At 56.4% G+C, this 17,815-nt stretch carries 21 protein-coding genes; 16 read left to right on the top strand and 5 right to left on the bottom strand.

Annotation, left to right across the window (positions count from 1 at the left end):
• Window positions 1-7: 7 nt before the first annotated feature.
• Window positions 8-1,426, bottom strand: a complete 1,419-nt coding sequence (locus C444_RS17890; protein ID WP_239641335.1) for an argonaute/piwi family protein — start codon at window positions 1,424-1,426, stop codon at window positions 8-10.
• On the bottom strand, window positions 1,423-2,847 hold the full coding sequence (locus C444_RS17885) for a hypothetical protein (protein ID WP_004594458.1): 1,425 nt from the start codon (window positions 2,845-2,847) through the stop codon (window positions 1,423-1,425). Before C444_RS17885 ends, C444_RS17890 begins: the two co-directional genes overlap by 4 nt.
• 112 nt (window positions 2,848-2,959) lie before the next feature.
• Between C444_RS17885 and C444_RS17880 the strand changes: the two genes are divergently transcribed.
• The 5 genes from C444_RS17880 (at window position 2,960) to C444_RS17860 (ending at window position 6,181) form a co-directional block, all read left to right on the top strand.
• Complete coding sequence (locus C444_RS17880; protein ID WP_004594457.1) at window positions 2,960-3,808, top strand: hypothetical protein; 849 nt, start codon at window positions 2,960-2,962, stop codon at window positions 3,806-3,808.
• Window positions 3,809-3,969: 161 nt separating this feature from the next.
• Window positions 3,970-4,602: a hypothetical protein gene (locus C444_RS17875; protein WP_239641334.1), complete on the top strand. Its 633-nt coding sequence runs from the start codon at window positions 3,970-3,972 to the stop codon at window positions 4,600-4,602.
• A gap of 91 nt (window positions 4,603-4,693) precedes the next feature.
• Window positions 4,694-5,260, top strand: coding sequence for a hypothetical protein (locus C444_RS17870; protein WP_239641333.1), 567 nt, complete (start codon window positions 4,694-4,696; stop codon window positions 5,258-5,260).
• A gap of 57 nt (window positions 5,261-5,317) precedes the next feature.
• On the top strand, window positions 5,318-5,752 hold the full coding sequence (locus tag C444_RS17865; RefSeq protein WP_049909604.1) for a TRAM domain-containing protein: 435 nt from the start codon (window positions 5,318-5,320) through the stop codon (window positions 5,750-5,752).
• Between the two features lie 156 nt (window positions 5,753-5,908).
• A complete protein-coding gene (locus C444_RS17860; protein ID WP_004594454.1) occupies window positions 5,909-6,181 on the top strand; it encodes a hypothetical protein in 273 nt (90 codons plus the stop codon).
• 84 nt (window positions 6,182-6,265) lie between these two features.
• Here the strand turns inward: C444_RS17860 and C444_RS17855 are convergent, their stop codons facing one another.
• A complete protein-coding gene (locus tag C444_RS17855; protein WP_004594453.1) occupies window positions 6,266-6,961 on the bottom strand; it encodes a nucleotidyltransferase domain-containing protein in 696 nt (231 codons plus the stop codon).
• Window positions 6,958-7,632, bottom strand: coding sequence for a helix-turn-helix domain-containing protein (locus C444_RS17850; RefSeq protein ID WP_004594452.1), 675 nt, complete (start codon window positions 7,630-7,632; stop codon window positions 6,958-6,960). Before C444_RS17850 ends, C444_RS17855 begins: the two co-directional genes overlap by 4 nt.
• A 493-nt stretch (window positions 7,633-8,125) precedes the next feature.
• Between C444_RS17850 and C444_RS17845 the strand changes: the two genes are divergently transcribed.
• From C444_RS17845 to sod, 7 genes are all read left to right on the top strand, one after another.
• The gene (locus C444_RS17845; protein WP_004594451.1) at window positions 8,126-8,998 is read left to right on the top strand and encodes a ParA family protein; all 873 of its coding nucleotides are present in this window, start codon (window positions 8,126-8,128) and stop codon (window positions 8,996-8,998) included.
• Window positions 8,991-9,476: a hypothetical protein gene (locus C444_RS17840; protein ID WP_004594450.1), complete on the top strand. Its 486-nt coding sequence runs from the start codon at window positions 8,991-8,993 to the stop codon at window positions 9,474-9,476. Before C444_RS17845 ends, C444_RS17840 begins: the two co-directional genes overlap by 8 nt.
• Before the next feature lie 539 nt (window positions 9,477-10,015).
• Window positions 10,016-10,690, top strand: coding sequence for a helix-turn-helix domain-containing protein (locus C444_RS17835; RefSeq protein WP_004594449.1), 675 nt, complete (start codon window positions 10,016-10,018; stop codon window positions 10,688-10,690).
• A 163-nt stretch (window positions 10,691-10,853) separates the two neighbouring features.
• A complete protein-coding gene (locus C444_RS17830; RefSeq protein ID WP_004594448.1) occupies window positions 10,854-11,897 on the top strand; it encodes a zinc-dependent alcohol dehydrogenase family protein in 1,044 nt (347 codons plus the stop codon).
• A 36-nt stretch (window positions 11,898-11,933) separates the two neighbouring features.
• Entirely contained in the window at window positions 11,934-12,095 is a 162-nt protein-coding gene (locus tag C444_RS22065; RefSeq protein WP_161607613.1) for a hypothetical protein, read from the top strand.
• The gene (locus C444_RS17825) at window positions 12,092-12,766 is read left to right on the top strand and encodes a helix-turn-helix domain-containing protein (protein ID WP_004594447.1); all 675 of its coding nucleotides are present in this window, start codon (window positions 12,092-12,094) and stop codon (window positions 12,764-12,766) included. The genes C444_RS22065 and C444_RS17825 overlap by 4 nt, the downstream gene beginning before the upstream one ends.
• A 190-nt stretch (window positions 12,767-12,956) precedes the next feature.
• Window positions 12,957-13,559: a superoxide dismutase gene (gene sod, locus C444_RS17820; protein ID WP_004594446.1), complete on the top strand. Its 603-nt coding sequence runs from the start codon at window positions 12,957-12,959 to the stop codon at window positions 13,557-13,559.
• 102 nt (window positions 13,560-13,661) lie between these two features.
• Here sod and C444_RS17815 read toward each other — a convergent pair whose 3' ends face one another.
• The gene (locus tag C444_RS17815; protein ID WP_004594445.1) at window positions 13,662-14,636 is read right to left on the bottom strand and encodes a winged helix-turn-helix domain-containing protein; all 975 of its coding nucleotides are present in this window, start codon (window positions 14,634-14,636) and stop codon (window positions 13,662-13,664) included.
• A 131-nt stretch (window positions 14,637-14,767) separates the two neighbouring features.
• On the opposite strand from C444_RS17815, the gene C444_RS17810 reads away from it, so the two are divergent.
• From C444_RS17810 to C444_RS17800, 4 genes are all read left to right on the top strand, one after another.
• Entirely contained in the window at window positions 14,768-15,172 is a 405-nt protein-coding gene (locus C444_RS17810) for a (R)-mandelonitrile lyase (RefSeq protein WP_004594444.1), read from the top strand.
• 61 nt (window positions 15,173-15,233) lie between these two features.
• The gene (locus C444_RS23290; protein ID WP_425557115.1) at window positions 15,234-15,383 is read left to right on the top strand and encodes a DUF7563 family protein; all 150 of its coding nucleotides are present in this window, start codon (window positions 15,234-15,236) and stop codon (window positions 15,381-15,383) included.
• Between the two features lie 39 nt (window positions 15,384-15,422).
• Complete coding sequence (locus tag C444_RS17805; RefSeq protein WP_004594443.1) at window positions 15,423-15,806, top strand: DUF2255 family protein; 384 nt, start codon at window positions 15,423-15,425, stop codon at window positions 15,804-15,806.
• Window positions 15,807-15,882: 76 nt separating this feature from the next.
• Entirely contained in the window at window positions 15,883-17,559 is a 1,677-nt protein-coding gene (locus C444_RS17800; RefSeq protein ID WP_004594442.1) for a transposase, read from the top strand.
• The last annotated feature ends 256 nt before the right edge of the window (window positions 17,560-17,815 follow it).

Raw genomic sequence — 17,815 nt, 5'->3', positions numbered from 1 at the left:
CACCGATTCACATATAGTAGAAATACTGTGGCCGAACCTCTGAGATGGACTCCGTATCTACTTCGGAGAGGATTGTACCCACCCGCTTTGCAACACTCACGGTTGCTGGCATCCGAATTGCGTAGTCTGATGTATTCCAGTCGAGTTTTGTGAAAAAGAGAATCTCCTTACAGATCTCTAACGAGGGTGTCTCACAAATCTCGTCAGGTCGGATCTCAATCGGTGATGGTACTCCACTCCCCTGATAGGTCGTCTCTTCCGGGACATATCCGGATGTGTAGAGATAGTGGACGTCGTCATCAGGGACGCTCAGGAGGGTTCCCCGCATGGCGGGATAATCCGTAGGCGGGAACAACCTGACCTTTGGCCGCCTACGAACCCAGACTAGATCTAAATCGCGAACACCGTCTGTGGCATCAAGCAACCCTTCACGTTCTTCTTCCCAGAAGACAGATGGTTTATGTAGGACGAACCGGCTGGGACGTGTCCCTTTCTGAGCTTCGTAATATTCCAGAATCTGCTCACCTACCTGCCTAGCCGCCTCATATGAGAGGTGGGGAGATCCATTCTCGTCCTCGGTGATATCCGGGAGTGGATCGCTCTGGAGGATAATATGGTCCCGTCCGTGAAAGACGTGAGCAAGAGCAGCTCGAATTACATCATCTCCCTCGTCTCGCTCTCTGTAGAACGAGAGTCCTGCGTAGCAGTGCCCATCTTCGATCTGCCGAGTTTTCCAGGGATGCCCTCGTTGTGACTTGTATAGAAGTCCAACTGTGAGATTCCAGGCCCGAGATGCTCGCTGTCGGTCAGTACGGATCGCAAGTGTGGATGGCTTAATCAGCTGTGTGGGGATTCGAGCCTCCATCCCGATCAGCTTGATTCGATTTCGCAGGTCAGAACCTTCCGACTGGATTCGCGCATGGTCCTGGTTCTCAGGAGTACACGCGTCCATCACTTCTTGCGGAATACAGACGATGATTGCGTTCGGCTGAACCGAATCCCGTTCGATTATCTCGATGTCTTTCCGCACTAGCTTCAGGAATCGCTCCATCCGATCTCTGGGGGTCGATTTACCCGTAACAGATTGGATGTCTCGTCGACGAATTTGGCGTCTCCAGCCCTTTTTTGCATTGATGGAGAGATTGAGCGGGGAACTCTTACCAAGGCCGGGATACGGAACCTGCCACGGATTATCACTTGTTCCTGGATGGATCCCGACCTCCATATCATGAAGTAGTTCGGTCAACCGGCGGATCGAATCTCGATCGCCGATAATCCCGAGTTTGATTGTATGGTGTCCTTCCTCATAGAGCCGTGGACCATATCTGATAAGGCCACGTTTGGGAGAGGTTTCAGTACCTCCTTCAAACTGAATCTCTGGCTCCTCGAGGTGACGAAGCGTGAACGGGGAATCTTCAGGCGTCATTGTTCAATTCCACCTGTGTTTTCGAGATCAGACGCTGACTCGATGAGCTCATCACGTTCGTCTCCGTCTTTGGGCGGGCGGACGTTGAGGGACAGCGAGTCAACTCTGGTCACTTCGAGTTCCTTTACGACGGGTATCTTTTCACCCATAAATCGATCAAGCTGGGTCTGATCCGACATCAGCAACTCTTCCCAGACACGCAGCTGGCGGTCGTACTTACTATTCTGGGCGTGGAAACGATTTGGCGAGAAGTCGTTTTGGAGCCGCGATTTACGCTCGCCTGTTACAGGCCGACGACCGTCAGAAGTGAAGACTTGTGTGGGTAGCAGAACGTAGTAGTACTCTTCCGCATAGCGCCGCACTCGTACTTTGACACCACGATGGATGACATCGGGGTAGGAGTCTAACTCCTTTGCAACCCACGATCGACCTAGTTTTCGCTCGGAACCGTGCTGTCTGCGGTTTAGCTCCGGGTATACAGTTGTTCCCTTCTCACGGTCGATGAGACAATCGTTATCTCTCGCAACGAGAGTGAAAATTCCCCTGAGAAGCGATCTTACGGTGTTTTCACGCTCTTCCTCTTGAGCACCCGTTCGAAGGAACTCCTCGAACTCTCGTGTTTCGAAACGGTCCTCGTGTATGTAATGACGAGTAGACCCCGGAAGATGGTCCGGATGAACGAGCGAATATAATTTCCGCTCATGAAGCTTGATGGGAAACGCCTCGTTGTTGTAATTATAGACGCGAGCTGACTCGGCTTCCTCCGTCGTATCTATGATGTACAGTGTCTCAGGGTAGCGGGTTACCTGAAACAGATTCGTCGCATATTCTGTTTCCTCTGAAACTGGTTCGTACGAGTGAAGATATGGTTCGTACTGGAACCGTTCTGTTTTCTCGAGTTGATGAGCTTGTTGACGGAGATCATCGTATGTACCGACGAAAACATGGGTATCGATAGCAAAATCTCGGAACTCATCTACATCAGTATCATCTAGCCGATCTACGACCTCATCGTTGACGCTTTCTTTGAGTTTTTCGTAGAAGTCGACCAGTTTCTGATTATCGGTGACATCTCGATCGAACAGGGCTTTCCAGAGCTGGTCATTAGAAAGTGTCTCCGTAAAAATATAGAAATCAAAACGGTGGGGTTGGGGCTGTTTGATGTATTCGAGGAAATACCGGGCGAGTTCGTCTCTAAAATCGTTCGGGCTGAGGCCTGTGGAATACGCTTTTGCCTCGGCTACCACTTTATCGCCCGTAGCTTTGTTCACAAACTGAATATCGTCAAGCGTGGAGTGGAAAGCTGAATCCCGCTCAACCATGTAATTCAGCCCTTCCATGTACTCAATGACGACTTCCTTATAGTCCTCCCCGCGTCGCGCCGTCCCTTCCCGCTCTTTATATAGATTGTAGATGGGCACGTTGTATCTCGTTACAAGGAAGTCTCGTGTGAATTACTTTTCCCTCAGTCGTTGGATAGTCTACTGGGATCCGACGATACTTCTATAATCCGAGCGGTATATATTGGGGATAATGAACCGTCGGGACTTGGGAACGACTCTGCGCCTCCTCAATCATGAACGAGGGGCCGCGGATGCGCTGCCGAAAAAGTCCCTTCACAAGCTCCTCTATCGTATTGACGTCAAATCTGCAGAGCAAGAATTGGACATCGAGATTCCGTATTATTGGTATCTCTTTGGTACTGTCTCTCCAGCAACGCCCTCGACTGTCCCCTCAGCCAGTATTAACGAGCCCGGACTTGAAGATCGCCTACGTTCTGTTGTCTCAGAGGCTCTCGCTGAATATTACGAACATGGATTAGAATGGCTCACAGACCGAATGTATGATGATGCACCGTATCAGGTTCAGCGGGATTTTCGGGAGTTAGATAAGAAAATACGAACGTTACATACGGAGTATCACGATTTCTTTGAGGTTGACCCAAGCAGAGAATCGGTACTCAGCTCCGTCCACGACACTTTTGAATCATTTCCAAACGACCGATTTCCGGAGTATGATCGACCACTAATCAAGTGGTATAACGCGGTCACTCGAGAACTCCATTCGCATTCTCCTGACCCCTCCAGATTGATGACGGTGAATGTAACGTTCTGGCGTATCTTTGCACTCGAGCTTGCTCAACGGCATGCCCAGGGAATGTCTCCGGAAGAGGTCCGTGGGAACCTCGGTATAACCTCGTTTGAGGAGGCTCGGAGTTCTGCGATCCAGAAACTTGACGAATTCGAAGAGGAAGACCTTGATGCGAAATTTTCTGGATTAGCGACCGAACTCGAATCTGAATGGAGTGCAGCTGACGAACTTGTTGCTCCGATTCTTGAACGCCGGGGAATTGCGCACGAAGATCTCCATCCGGGCCAATGACTCGATACTTCGTAGACACTAACGTCCTCATTGGACTCACGTTTTCTCACGACCGGTGGGCCGTAGAAGCAGAGCGTATCCTAGACGGTCATAACACGCTCTTCACGAGTGAGTTTGTAATCTACGAGTATTGCAGCCGTCCACAAGGAGCGCCTCGAGTTATGTCCGACCCCGATCAGCTACAGGTTGACCCTGACGATACCGATGGCGTGTTCGGGACCGTTCTTGAAGACTTTCAAGAGAATGTCGAGGATAATATCCCAATGTACAATCGAGAAATCGATTTACAGCGCTACGATGGGCTTTCCTTTGAGAGGATCTTAGAGATTTTCTTCGATAATATTGAGGTTCGAAGTCAGGCCAAGCCACACTTTGTTCGGCACTTCCAGAACTACTTCTCCTCGCGTGAAATCACCCCACGGAATGCGAAACGGTGTGTGGAAGATCTTCGAGATCGTGTTCTCCACGACGCAAAGGAGCGGAAAGACGCACTAATGGATGCTGTCCACGTCATGTCGTCAACTTATGACGATCAGGAGCGCGCTCGCGGTCTAGTCAAGGAGCACATCGGAATTCGGGAGTCCCGGATTCCTCCAGTAGACTCTCAGTGGCTTCTTGACGCAATAGGGCTTGCAGAACGCGATGTGCTTCAGCGTATTGTGACCGGAGATAAGAAAGACATTGTCCGATATCAGCAACAGCTGACGTCATTATTTGATGTTTCAATCCTCTATATTTTGGATGAGTTTCATACGCGTTCCCAAGTCGGTCAGGATTCACACGAGATCCTCTGATTACGCAACGACTGGTAAGAAGGTACACTGTCGCCGGAGCTGAGGTCCACTCTGACAGGAAGTACTTATGGGTGCCCTCCGGACGAAGCGTATGGGACTCTTTGAGACCTTATTTAGCTCATCCACTGGGGATACTGTCCCTCAGGCACAGCAACCGAGTCAGCACGAAATCTTCCCCGAGGACAAGTACAATGTCGCATACGCTGTAGCCGCTCGGCGTGAAGAAATTCGGGCGTTAGAACATCTTCTAGAAGCGGATCAGACCTCACCTACCGCCTTGGAGGCTGAGCCTTTCCTTCAGGATATAGTCGAAGATATGGAGCGGGATCGGGAATACTCCCTCCGCCTTCGCACCTCCGGGGAGGAGCTCGTCGACGATATCCGTGAACTCATAGAGCATTGGGACAATCAGGTAGATGAGCAGATAGGGACGATTTGGTGGCCTATCGGAGCAGATACGACGTTCAGGTTGTACCTCCATTATCTGGAACTCCGTGCTGACGCGGAGGATGACCAATTTTCGTTCCCGGAGTCTGCTGGACAGGTTCACACTCTTGTCCAGCGTGGTCTTAGTGCAATGGACGATGATGACGACTCGAAGCTCGCTGTAGTCCACAAGCGAGACATTCCTTGGGAAGAACTAGCTGATGACAGCTGATCCAGTTCGCTCCTTCTCAAAGAGACCGATTAATTGTATCCAGTATCAAACCCAGTTATGGTAGAAATCTCAGACTCCCTGTGTTCGCTGTTCACTGCGAAAATTAAGGAGGAGGATGGCACATTCGTCATCGAGATTCCTCCGAGTGAGATCAAGCATGGGGCGCTGACTGTTGATGAAACGTACCGCATCGCTCTTCTTGATTCATCCTCCGAAGCTGAATCAACATCTCCACAGAGCCCACGGCATCCCGCCTCTCAGGGGAGCACGAGCAACGATTCATCTGGTCCTCCTGTTGATGAGGGAGAAGTGCGCGACGTGACAATCGAAACCGTCGGTGATCAAGGAGACGGTATTGCGAAAGTCGAACGGGGGTACGTCGTGATCGTTCCCGGCGCTCAACCCGGCGACGAGCCAACAGTCGAAATCGAACAAGTTCAGGAGAACGTCGCGTTTGCGAGCATCGTCGGTAGCGATCCGCGAGCACTCTAACCCATTGTCCCTTCTGTGGATCAGTCTTCTTCTCGGTAAACCATCGGTGTGAGAAGGCTCCGTTCGAGTTTGTCTGATGGAGGTGGTTCTGAAAGTCACGTCACGTTTTCTTCACGCGTTCGCGATGGCACAACCTTCAAGGCCGAAATTCAATCTATGACAAAGGAACCGATTAAGGTACTCGACGACCTGGCCGACCAGGTCGCCGATGAGTTCGAGGCGTATAGACCGCCGGACGAATTCTCGGATGTCTCGCTCGTGATTGAGAACAGCGACAAGGAGCGACCGACGCTGATCGTCCACGTCGATAGGGAGGATGCGGAGTCCCTTGCCGACCGTATTGAGGAGTTCCTCCGCGAGCACGGCGCTCGAACTGAACGGGAACGACACTCAGCTACGGATGTCCGTGTGTTAGCGACGGTCGACTGACACCGCCCCTCCAATTTTTTGACTGACTGCAAGCACCGCTGAAGGGCCTTATCTTCACTTCTGGTCAAGGGAGTCCCGACCGATTCAGCTCAGGTGGTCAATCTGTGCAGACAGATACTCTTGGAGAGCGGTGACCGTTTCTTCTGAGACAGCTGAGGCCCCGAAGTCACTCCGAAATCCGTGCTTGAGTTCGTCACTCTCCAAGATCTCCAGACCACGCTCAAGTTGCTCCCGGAGCTCATCGTCGTCCCCTCGCCGCAGATGGGGCGTGACAGCGTCGAGGTCGATCTCTTCAGCCACTGCCAAGACGTCTCGGAGGTCCGTTTCTCGGCCACTGTGGAGCTTTGCCGCCACGAGGACGGCCCCATCGATGACTCTGGCCGTCGTCGTCACTGTGCCCCCGCTCACCTCCTGTTGGTGGCTGTGGTCGTACAGGTAGTCGAACGACCACTGTGCCTCCGTCTGGCGACACCCGAGTCCGTTTACCAGGAGATCGAAGCCGATCGGCTGCTGCGGCGTGAGCCGCTTCTCGTACTCGATTACTTCGGTGTCGTAGAACCATTTCTTGGCGTGACTGTCCGTTTCCTCGAATCCCTGCTGTTCGAGGAACTCGACGAAGTCAGCCTTGGAGTCCGGCGCGACGACGATATCGAGGTCCGTGGAGAAGCGAGCATTGAACGCTGAGACAGCGTAGCCGCCAACAAGAACGTACTCGTGACCCTGTTGGGTGAGCTCCTCGAGCAGTTCGATGAGCGCGTCACTTCGGTTGTTGAAGCTCATGACTGTGCCCGTTCGGTCTCTCGATACGTGACGCCGAGGTCGAGGTCCTCGTACATCCGGTCGAGCATCGCCAGCCCCGACTGGAACTGGGCGTAGTTCTCGCGCATATACTCGATCGTCTCTACTCTCGGGATCACCGGGTACCCTTCGACGTGCTCGATGTCGAGTGACGGGCGTGGCTCGAGGACGATCTGCAGCGGTCCGTCCAACTCGTCTCGGGGCTGTCGCTCGAATGCGGTCGGGAGGTCGAACCACTCGAAAAATGTCTCCCAGGCGTCGACGTCATGCTCACGAACAGCCAGGAACAGTGGATAGTCGTCGGGCTCGCGACCGACCTGGTAGCCGCCCTGAGTCCACACGTAGACGGCGTCGATCCGCGTGAACGCGAACGTCCAGTCACTGAACTGTGGGATGACGTACGTTTCCTCGATGGAGGGTGGACTGACGCCGGCGCTGGCAGCGACGAGATCGAGCGCTGCGTCGCGTACGCGCTCGTCGACGACAGTGAGGCCGTCGTCATAGGAAACGTAGCCTGCGTCTTCCAGCCGATTGACGGCCTGTCTCACTGTCTCGTAGGGCGTGTGGAGGTGTTGGGCGACACGGCGGATGGAGTCACCACTCTCGATGGTGAGGATGACCTGCGCCGCGGTGTCGTCGAGAACCTCATACATCTGGTGGTTACCAATAATCCGGTAACAGTTAAAAGTCTTACTAGAAGACGGGGTAGAACGGCTCTGTCTGAGTTCTATCACTCAGGACTCTCCCATTGAATGACTGAAGAATGTAGATCTCATAGCAATCTGCATAATGTGGATAATGTAGATAATTCAAATTGGGCTTCTTCAATTGATTCGTGTGGGTGGCAAAGATTGCGATGAATACGTATGAAATGCTGATAATCTAAATTATGTAGATTGCGTAGAGGTCGACGGTGATTATGCCAATCGAGATTGTGCCAACAATCTACATAATGTACAAAATGTAGATTATGTAGATGGCGTACGCAATCTGTCTGACACAGAATTAAGATGGACGAGCTTCATAGACCGCGTATGACCCGTACAAAACGTACACTATCGACAAAACTCGCGCAACCTTCAACATCTACCCAATGTACATTACCTACAAAATGTACAAAATCTGCTTCTCACGGGGTGCTGAGCTATGAGTGCTGACGAGTTTGAAGGGCTCCCCGGAGCAGCTGTCTCGTTGCTCAAGGGAGGGGTAGGGAAATCCACGATCGCGCTCAACATCGCTGATCGACTCGCTGCTCGTGGCCATGAGACGGTACTATTGGATCTGGATAAGGACGGACACATGACGACCCAGTTGGGATACGACGATGCGTACGACCGAGATGCGAACCTCGGTGACGCCCTTATCGATGGTGAGGACCCCGAAGACCTGCTTATCGAGACGGACTTCGGCGTTCACCTCCTCCCGTCGAGTAACGAGCTCGAGAATGTTGAGACGAGGCTGAAGGACGAACGGTTCGCAGATGTGAAGCTTCGGCGGAACGTTGTCGATCCGCTCATTCAAAACGGATACGACTACGTGATAATTGATGCCGCAGGCGGCCGTGGGAAACTCTCCGACAACGCCCTCATCGCCGTCCAGCGCGTCATAATCCCGCTAATCCCGCGTGCTGGCTCGATCAACGGCCTCAATAAGATGATTGAACGCCAGATCTCCCCAATCCGGCAGAATATCGGGTTGGATATCCTCGCAGTCACTCCGAATATGATTCGCGAAACAATGGGACAACGCAACGAGCATCGGACTCTCGTTGAAAATCTCAACCGGGAGTTCGGTTCATTCGTCCCCGAGTACGCTCGTGTGGACCCGGAGATCTTCGATGCCCTCGATGATTCGGGACGCACCATCGATAGTATTCCGAAGCCAGGGATTCGCGAACGGACCGCAATTTCCCGCGCGTTCAAGCAAGGAATGCCGGTCTCGGAGTTCGACGAAGATTGTGACCAGATCCCGAATTTCGACCACTTAGCGGACCTCGTGGAGGAACACAGCCATGCCTAATGAGGACGACCGTTTCGGGGACGTCGCTGAACAGCTCAAACAAACGGAGGAAGGAGCCGAATCGGATGACGACGAACGTACTGACACCCAGGATGAACCGCAACCGGATGAAGAGATAATTCCTGAGGACACAGAGTCGGAGACTGAGTCCATTCCTGAGCAGGATGAGGAGGATGTGGACGAATCCACCGGTGGACCGGCCTTCTCCTTTGATGAGACCGATATGCACGGCTTCTATGTCCGGGAGGACACGTGGAATGGCGTCACCCGGATGCGATCATCGGTAACTGCTGCGTGCTCTATGTTTGATGTTCCCGAATTTGAGGGAAGAGAGTTTCAAGATGCGTGTCTCCGGGTAATTGCGGACCACGGTGATGAGGTCGCCCTCCAGATCCTCCGGGAGCGTGGTATCGAAGCCGATGAGGAACGTGTCCAGGAAGTTGTGGAGATGCTGAGCGAGCAAGCTACGAACGACTAACATTGGATTTGGCTGATTTTCCTCACCATTCAGATTTTGTGCGCATTGTACATTATGTAGATTGTGTAGCAAGCTATCTGCTTGCAGTCTCGCGATTATTCTCGGAACCGGGGCCGTACGGCGGTCGCGGGGTAGTTGAGACTGCCTCTCTCAATGCATACGGTTCTCGAACACCTTCGTGATTAATGAGATCTCTGCTTCAGCGTTCCGTACCTCTCGATTGTAACAATATTACAATCGATTGATCTAACCAATCGGAACACCTTCAGAAACGCGAATGAAGGAAACTTGAAGAAACCTCTGTGCTTGCTCAATTCCTCGGATTCCCCGTTGCCGACTGGAGATTTCAAGACTCGCGAAATCAACCCTCAGAACGCGTCAATGAGGGTGCAGCCAGCACTTCCTTTCGCGGTGGAGGATCGTGACCTCGTCAAACACAAGGCGGTCAACTGGCCGATAACCGGTGACAGAACGGCACCGCCGGCAGCATCCAAGCGGGACCCAGAAGATTAAGCGTCCGGGCGGCGTACATTCTCGCCATGACTGTCACCACTGAGTTTGTCCTCCGCTCGCCATCTCTTCCACTTGTCAGTATCCCAAATTCGATCCAAGTCGATACAATCGAAAGTACGCACGCGCTCTGTCTACAACCGGATGTCCAGATATTTTCCGCAAGATTCGATCAAGACGATAAGGTCTCCGAGGAGGAGCTATTGGATCTTGACGAAATCATGGAGGCGGAGCTGGTGGGGGAAACGAGTGATAAGACTGTTTATAGACTTACTGTCGAGCTAGAGGAATCCGTCTCGCAGGCGTTCGAACCGGACTTCGAGGGAGTAGAGTTGGAACCGACGACTGTCACTACTGAAGGGTGGCACGAAACGAAGGTTTTCAGAGACTATGAGAATTTTAATGCATTCCGGAAAAGTTGTGAAGACCACGGTATTTCTCTTGACCTCCTCTCGATATCTCCCGACCCGTCCTCGTCTGACAACCAGTCAGAAGATGGATTGACCGACCGCCAACGAGAGGCCCTGACACTTGCTATCTCTCGTGGGTATTACGAGAGTCCGCGACAAGTCACAGCTGAGGAGCTTGCCCAGGAACTCGGGATTTCACAACCGTCGCTGTCAACTCTCCTTCGTCGTGGTGAACGGCAACTCATCGCGTCTTCACTTGACTCTCAAGTACCGTTAGAAATGGTCTCTAGGTAGGCCAGGGAGACCTAGTTTTCACTACTCGGTGGTGGAACTTCCATTCTTCACCGTTGATTGTCTAAAGAACCGTCTCTGTCTGACGCAGACCACTTAAATAGGCTATGTTGATAGCACTCCTTCCATGGAATACGAGACCGTTGTTTAACTCGGCCAACAAATCATGAAGGCAGCGACCTATCACGGTCCGGGTGAGATACGTATCGAAGAGCGACCCGAACCCGAACTAGAGGATCCGAAAGACGCGATAATCCGTGTCACTCACACTGCAATCTGTGGTTCGGATCTCTGGTTTTACCGCGGTGAAGAAGAGCACGAACCGGGGTCACCTGTCGGCCACGAGCCGATGGGAATCGTCGAGGAAGTCGGCGAGGAGGTTCGCCACGTCCAGCCGGGCGACCGAGTGTTCGCCCCGTTCGCGATCAGTTGCGGGGAGTGTGAGTTCTGTCGCAAGGGGCTCCACACCTCGTGCGTGAACGGGGGCTTTTGGGGCCCGCACGGCGGGGGCGGAGCCCAGGCCGAAAAGCTTCGCGTCCCCCTCGCCAACGGGACGCTCGTCCGCGTCCCTGAGCGGTACGCCGACGACGAGGAGACCCTCGAATCCCTGCTCCCGCTGACCGACGTGATGGCGACGGGTCACCACGCCGCCGTGAGCGCGGACGTCGGCGCAGGCGATACGGCCGTGGTCATCGGTGACGGCGCGGTCGGCCTCTGTGGCGTCCTCGCAGCGAAGCGCCTCGGGGCCGAGCGCGTCATCGCGATGGGCCATCACGAGGACCGTCTCGACATCGCCCAGGAGTTCGGGGCGACCGACGTCGTCTCGGCACGCGGTGAGGAGGCCGTCGAGGAGGCCCGAGCGCTCACCAACGGGGGCGCGAATCACGTCCTCGAGTGCGTCGGGGCGGCGTCGTCGCTCGAAACTGCCGCCGAGGTGGTCCGCCCCGGCGGGAACGTCGGGTACGTCGGCGTGCCGCACGTCGAGAGCGCGGCGTTCCTCGCGCCGCTGTTTTACAGCAACGCCTCGTTCACCGGCGGTCCCGCCCCCGTGCGGAACTACGCCGAGGACCTGATGGACGACGTGCTTCAGGGGACCCTCGATCCGTCGCCGATCTTCACGAAGACCGTCGACCTCGACCGCGTTCCCGAGGGGTACCGGGCGATGGACGAGCGAGAGGCGGTCAAGGTCATGGTGAAGCTCGACGAGTAGCGGGCTCACCGAGCCATCGTCGATCTATTCTGCGCTATGAGTTCACGCCGCAGCCGAACTGAGAGGACCAACGCGCCCGACGCGTCCCGTCCCGTGCCGATGTTCGGGGCGACCGCCTACCGCGGGAGCGCGGCACCGGCACGCGAACCGTCGGCGGCCGAGCGTTCGCCGCGAATCGAGGCGACGAACCACCGATGACCATCCGAACCGAACTCCGCCTCAGTTCGCCCTCGCTACCGCTCGTCGGTGTCGTCGGAGCGTTGCAGTCGGATCGGCTCTCGTGCGTCCACGCACTTCGGATACGACCGGAGCTCCGGATGTTCGTGGTCGAGGTCGACGACGCCGACGGCGCCTCCGCAACGGCGCTTTCGGCGCTGGACGAGGTGGTCGAAGCGACGGAGCTCGGGAGAGCGAGCGGCACAGCCGTGCTCAAGCTAACCGTCCGGCTGGACGACTCCATCGTCGAGGCGTTCGAGGCGAGCCCGGACGCGGTGCTAATGGATTCGATAACCGTCACGCCGGACGGCTGGCTCGAAGAGAAGCTATTCGAGGACTACACTGCCCTCGCCGAGTTCCAGACCGCCTGCGAGAGTAACGGCATCTCGGTGGAGGTCGTCTCGGTCGACTACGACGTTGCCCCATCGGCGGATTCGGCGCCGTACGGATTGACCGAACGACAGTGCGAGGCGTTGATGCTCGCGCTCTCTCGGGGGTATTACGAGCGTCCGCGACAGACCACCGCCGAAGCGCTCGCTGACGAGTTGGACATCTCACAGCCGTCGATGTCGGGACTGCTCCGCCGCGGCGAACAGCAACTGCTCTCTGTCACCCTCAGCGCTCCGAACCGGTCCGAGGACCCCTCGGCGTAGCGACTCTCCGCGCCTCTCTGGACTCCGCCGGCCCCGTCGAATTCGGCGCTTCCGGGGTCACACCGGCCTCCCGTGCGACACCGCCGAGAGCGACCCGGTCCGACACTCGAACATATGACAACTATCCTACCGTATCGCAGTACAGAAAACGCTCATATCCGTCCCGCCCGTGGACGATACTGGTGACAGAATGACGGACTACGAACTCGATCCCCTTCCGTACGACTACGACGCGCTGGAACCGCACATCTCCGAGCAGGTGCTGACGTGGCACCACGACACGCACCATCAGGGCTACGTGAACGGCTGGAATTCGGCCGAGGAGACGCTCGAGGCGAACCGCGAGGCGGGAGACTTCTCGTCGTCGGCGGGAGCGATCCGGAACGTGACCCACAACGGGAGCGGTCACATCCTCCACGACCTGTTCTGGAACTCGATGTCGCCGGAGGGCGGCGACGAGCCCGCGGGTGAACTCGCCGACCGGATCGCCGAGGACTTCGGCTCCTACGAGGCCTGGAAGGGCGAGTTCGAGGCCGCCGCCTCGAACGCCGGCGGCTGGGCGCTCCTTGTCTACGACTCGTTCTCGAACCAGCTTCGGAACGTCGTCGTCGACAAGCACGACCAGGGCGCGCTCTGGGGCAGTCACCCCATCCTCGCGCTCGACGTCTGGGAGCACTCCTACTACCACGACTACGGCCCCGCCCGCGGCGACTTCGTCGACGCCTTCTTCGAGGTCGTCGACTGGAACGAACCCAGCGCCCGCTACGAACAGGCCGTCGAGCTCTTCGAGTAAGCGCCGACCGGGGACAGCCCCCTTCTTCGACCGGTAGGCATCACGTCGGTCGTCCCCGCCTCGCCGCTTCGACGTTTCCCGCGGCGCCCGAGTCTGATCCGCTCAGTACGTGAGGTGCTCGCGTCTCGCCGTTTCGACCACCGAGAGGGTCTCGTCCAACACGACGTGCAGTTCGTCCCCCTCACACTGGATGGTGACGCGCAGGCGGAGCGGGTCCTCGGAGACGATCTCGGTGTGCTCGTCGCTCACGCACCACTCGAAGTGCCAGAACGGCTCCGTGCTCAGGTCGATGCCGCGCTCGGAGTGGAACACCAGCACCTCGGCGTTGTCGAGCAGATTGACGCCCACGCTCGACTGGAGGTCGTACCCGCACCGCTGGCACGCGTGCTCGACGGTCACGTCGAAGTTGTTGGCCTCCGACGGGTCGCGGATCGGTTCGGTCTCGACGGGGCCGGTGCACTCGGGACAGACGCCGTCGGCGGCCATACAGTAGTGGTGCCGCACGTAGTGGTGGAACGCTTGCAGTAACTCCGCGGGCGTTCGCTCGTCGATCCCTCCCGGCGGGAACGGATACCGCACGAGGACCGTCGTGCAGTCGACGCAGGCGATGGAGAGCACTTCGTCGACGTACCACCCGTGCAGGTCCCCGCCGCAGGCGTGGCACGACCCGTCGACCGGGAAGAAGCCGAGTTGGGCGCGGTCGGTGAGGGTTCCGGCGAAGATTGAACTCACGACTTTTCGACCCGGGTGACGGAACTCGTAGCCGTCCTCGGTCTGCTTTATGAAGTGGCCCGTGAGCTTTTGCAGGTGGTAGTTGAAGTTCGCGCTGTCGACGATGTCGACGCGCTCGAACAGCTCCGTGAAGCCGACCGGGGCCTCGTCGGCGTCCGCGTCCACCATCGCCTGCAGGATGTCGATGCGGGTGTCGTTTCCGAGAAGCGAGAAGGCCTCCGCAGGAAGCAGTCGCTCTGTGAACTCCGTTCCGAGGTGTCCCCGCTCCGAGGCGGACTGAGAGCGTCCCTCGACGTTCTTGTCGAGTTCCGTCTCGGCGTCGACCTCGTTTCCGAACCGGCTCATGGGTCGGTATCGCGCCGGCTACCCGGTAAACTTACTGGTGGACCCGGACGGCGGCCCGCCACTTAATTGCCCCTTCCAGATAGCACCAAACCGAAGTCGGAGAGCCGCCAACCGTGGGGCGGGTACTGTCCATGGACATCACCAGCAACTGTTCGAACCCCTCCGTCGACGGACCGGACGACTACTTCACGGGCGCCGCTCGGATCGACCCCCTGTTCGACGCGCGGGACGAGGCCCGCGCGGCGGCGGCGAGCGTCACCTTCGAGCCCGGCGCGCGCACCGCGTGGCACACTCACCCGCTCGGTCAGCGACTGATCGTGACGAGCGGGTGCGGGCTCGTCCAGCGCGAAGGCGGCGACATCGAGCGAATCCGAGCGGGCGACGTGGTCTGGTTCCCCCCGGGCGAGAAACACTGGCACGGCGCGACGCCGGAGAGCGCGATGACCCACATCGCTATCCAAGAGGAGCAAGACGGAGAAGCCGTCACTTGGCTGGACCACGTTACTGACGAGGAGTACCCGAAGTCAGATAGCTAAACCCGCCACCATGACGACTGACCGGTCCTTGCGTTCCGTGATGGAGCACGCGTGTTAGCCTATGCCAGTGTGTGAGAACTGCGACGGCCACGTGTCCGAACGCTTCATACGGGTATTCAGTGATGATACGGGTCGCGTGTTTGCTTGTCCGAACTGCTCTGCGAATGCTGGTATCGGTGAAATCACACGCAAGCGAAGTACCGACGAGTAAGAAACGATACGGACGATCGATTGCGAGGAGAACCCACTAATGCCCGAATGGCCAGAAGAAGAACTGAGTGAGATCGTTGAATCGGACGACCTGCACGTTGCACCATTCCGTGAAGACGGTGAGACGTACGGCACGCCAACGTGGATCTGGTCTGTTCGAGTGGATGACGCCCTCTACGTGCGTGCCTACAACGGTCAGGACTCTAGTTGGTATCAGGCTGCAGTCCGAGAAAACGCCGGTCGCATTGAAGCCGCTGGCATGACGAAGGAGGCCACTTTCGAGCCGGTTGACGGATCGATTAACGACCGTATCGACGAAGCCTATCGCGAAAAGTACGAGGGAAGCCAGTACCTGAACGCGATGATCAGCGACCGCGCACGCTCGGCTACGGTTAAGATTATGCCTCGCAACCCTGACGCCTGACTGTCAAGTGTACTAGTCAACAACTTAGAGCGTCGTATCGACAGAACGGCGCTATTAATCGAATTATTTTCTTATCGTGTCACCGACTCGTGAATCTCGACGCACTGTCTTTCGGCGGATCGCACACCGACCGCACGTTGCGTGGCCAGTCTATGACACGACACCGCTCTACGACCGAACGTCGCTCGCGGGGCTGGAATCAGATGTGCAGACAGTCTCAGAGACGTGGTTCGACCACGATAGCCACGACTCGGTCGAGGAGTTCGTCTGGTCACTCCCGCTGGCTTACTTCCAGTTCAACACCCACGACTGCTATGGAGGTTTGACACGCTACGAGATGGACACGCTCTTTCGCGTGTTCGTCCTGAAGGAACTCCACGGATGGGAGCACGAAACTGCACTCCTCAAGTACCTCGACAGCCATCCCGAACTCCGTGAGCGTCTTGAGTTGGAGTCCGTCCCCGACCAATCGACACTCTGGCGCAGTTGGCATACGCGCTTTACCGATGGGCTTCGCGAGACGGTTCAGAAAGCGGCTCGAACGATCCTGATCAAAGCGCAGAACGCGGATGTCTCTGTACCACGCGAGCCAGAACCAAACCTCCTAGATCGAAGCGACGACGCTACTGAATCGGACCCTGATGACCAGACCATCCTTGACGAGGCAGGGAATATCACCGACCACGTCAGTCGCGTCGTGTTCCCCGCGTTCTCGCTCAATCGTGGCGAGGACTGTGAGATTCCCGAGAACGCCTACTGGGGCTTACAGACCTATCTCGGGCTCCGCGAGAACTTGGCCGCCAACGAGGGCGCTCGCAGCTTCATCCACGAATCGACGCGTGAGCGAACACCACTCGGGCACGGCCATCGCGACCAGATTCGTGATCTCTCCATTGAGCAGATCCGCGAGATGTACCGACAGGCGGTCCAGCAACTCACCAACGAACTTGCGGGGACGGAGGAGTTCTTCCGGGCGGGTATCGTCGCAATCGACATCACTGAGGATGATCCCTTCACGGGCGACCGCGCAGGCCACGAGGACGAGATAATCGGAACGAAGGAGAAGACCGACGAATACGCCTACCAGTGGGCGACAGTCCAGTTGGTCGGTAACGCTGTCCCGCTCGTCCTTGATGCCCGCCCAGTCCAGAAAGGCGAGTCACGCAAGGAGATCGTCGAGGACTTGCTGGATTCGGCTGAAGAGCTCGTTCACGTCGATAATGTGCTGATGGATCGGGAGTTCGACAGCCAGCACATTCTAGAGATGATCAGCCAGCGTGGGCTTTCCTACGTCGTGCCGAAGCGGATGCAGACGAGTGAGAAAGCTCAGGCAAAACGATTACTCCAGCGGGGGCAAGACCGGTACGAGACCGATCGGAAACTCCATCTCGGGAAGAACGAGTGGCACGAGACGACGCTGATCTACCGTCGGAAAGAGGACTCCGAGCACGATGACCACCGGCAGTACTCGGTGTTCATGACGAATCGAGGAAGCGGACACCTCACTGAGTATGGCTACCGGTGGGAAATTGAGAGTGGGTATAGGTCGATCAAGCGATTCATGGCCGCGACAACGTCGAAGGATTTCGGGTTGCGATTCTTCTATTTCGCGTTCGCGTGTCTGCTGTACTCGATCTGGCGAGCTGTCGATCTGCTCGTGCAGGTCGAGTTGACTGGCGAGTACGAACATTCGCCGATCGTAACAGCCGACAATACGCTGACGCTGCTGAAGAAGGAAACAGGAATCGGATAGCGAGGCCCTCTACCTATGGTAGCACGGCGTCTGAGTGGCTACACTACCCGCGGCCTCAGAAACACGCCGGATTAGTTGAACATCCAATAATAACCTCCGGTCAGAAAGCGATCTGAATCAGTTTCCGCTCATCTATTCGTCCGAAACCACGCATCACAGTCCCGCTGAACCCGTTGTAGTCTCAACTTCCCACGTTTTCGGGATGTAGAGCGTCTACAAACGAATATCGGTCGAATCAGACGGAGCTTGAGGTGTT

Origin of the sequence: Haloarcula japonica DSM 6131 (assembly GCF_000336635.1) — an archaeon.
Taxonomy (GTDB): Archaea; Halobacteriota; Halobacteria; order Halobacteriales; family Haloarculaceae; genus Haloarcula; species Haloarcula japonica.
The sequence above is the reverse complement of the archived record's forward strand: the minus strand, read 5'-3'. Positions and strand labels throughout refer to the sequence as shown.

Coding starts and splice junctions, on each gene's coding strand:
- C444_RS17825 (WP_004594447.1), top strand. CDS start 12,092: ATGACCATCCGAACCGAACTCCGCCTCAGTTCGCCCTCGCTACCGCTC.
- C444_RS17865 (WP_049909604.1), top strand. CDS start 5,318: ATGGTAGAAATCTCAGACTCCCTGTGTTCGCTGTTCACTGCGAAAATT.
- C444_RS17810 (WP_004594444.1), top strand. CDS start 14,768: ATGGACATCACCAGCAACTGTTCGAACCCCTCCGTCGACGGACCGGAC.
- C444_RS17880 (WP_004594457.1), top strand. CDS start 2,960: ATGAACCGTCGGGACTTGGGAACGACTCTGCGCCTCCTCAATCATGAA.
- C444_RS22065 (WP_161607613.1), top strand. CDS start 11,934: ATGAGTTCACGCCGCAGCCGAACTGAGAGGACCAACGCGCCCGACGCG.
- C444_RS23290 (WP_425557115.1), top strand. CDS start 15,234: ATGCCAGTGTGTGAGAACTGCGACGGCCACGTGTCCGAACGCTTCATA.
- C444_RS17840 (WP_004594450.1), top strand. CDS start 8,991: ATGCCTAATGAGGACGACCGTTTCGGGGACGTCGCTGAACAGCTCAAA.
- C444_RS17855 (WP_004594453.1), bottom strand. CDS start 6,961: ATGAGCTTCAACAACCGAAGTGACGCGCTCATCGAACTGCTCGAGGAG.
- sod (WP_004594446.1), top strand. CDS start 12,957: ATGACGGACTACGAACTCGATCCCCTTCCGTACGACTACGACGCGCTG.
- C444_RS17890 (WP_239641335.1), bottom strand. CDS start 1,426: ATGACGCCTGAAGATTCCCCGTTCACGCTTCGTCACCTCGAGGAGCCA.
- C444_RS17860 (WP_004594454.1), top strand. CDS start 5,909: ATGACAAAGGAACCGATTAAGGTACTCGACGACCTGGCCGACCAGGTC.
- C444_RS17830 (WP_004594448.1), top strand. CDS start 10,854: ATGAAGGCAGCGACCTATCACGGTCCGGGTGAGATACGTATCGAAGAG.
- C444_RS17845 (WP_004594451.1), top strand. CDS start 8,126: ATGAGTGCTGACGAGTTTGAAGGGCTCCCCGGAGCAGCTGTCTCGTTG.
- C444_RS17850 (WP_004594452.1), bottom strand. CDS start 7,632: ATGTATGAGGTTCTCGACGACACCGCGGCGCAGGTCATCCTCACCATC.
- C444_RS17835 (WP_004594449.1), top strand. CDS start 10,016: ATGACTGTCACCACTGAGTTTGTCCTCCGCTCGCCATCTCTTCCACTT.
- C444_RS17875 (WP_239641334.1), top strand. CDS start 3,970: ATGTCCGACCCCGATCAGCTACAGGTTGACCCTGACGATACCGATGGC.
- C444_RS17815 (WP_004594445.1), bottom strand. CDS start 14,636: ATGAGCCGGTTCGGAAACGAGGTCGACGCCGAGACGGAACTCGACAAG.
- C444_RS17805 (WP_004594443.1), top strand. CDS start 15,423: ATGCCCGAATGGCCAGAAGAAGAACTGAGTGAGATCGTTGAATCGGAC.
- C444_RS17870 (WP_239641333.1), top strand. CDS start 4,694: ATGGGACTCTTTGAGACCTTATTTAGCTCATCCACTGGGGATACTGTC.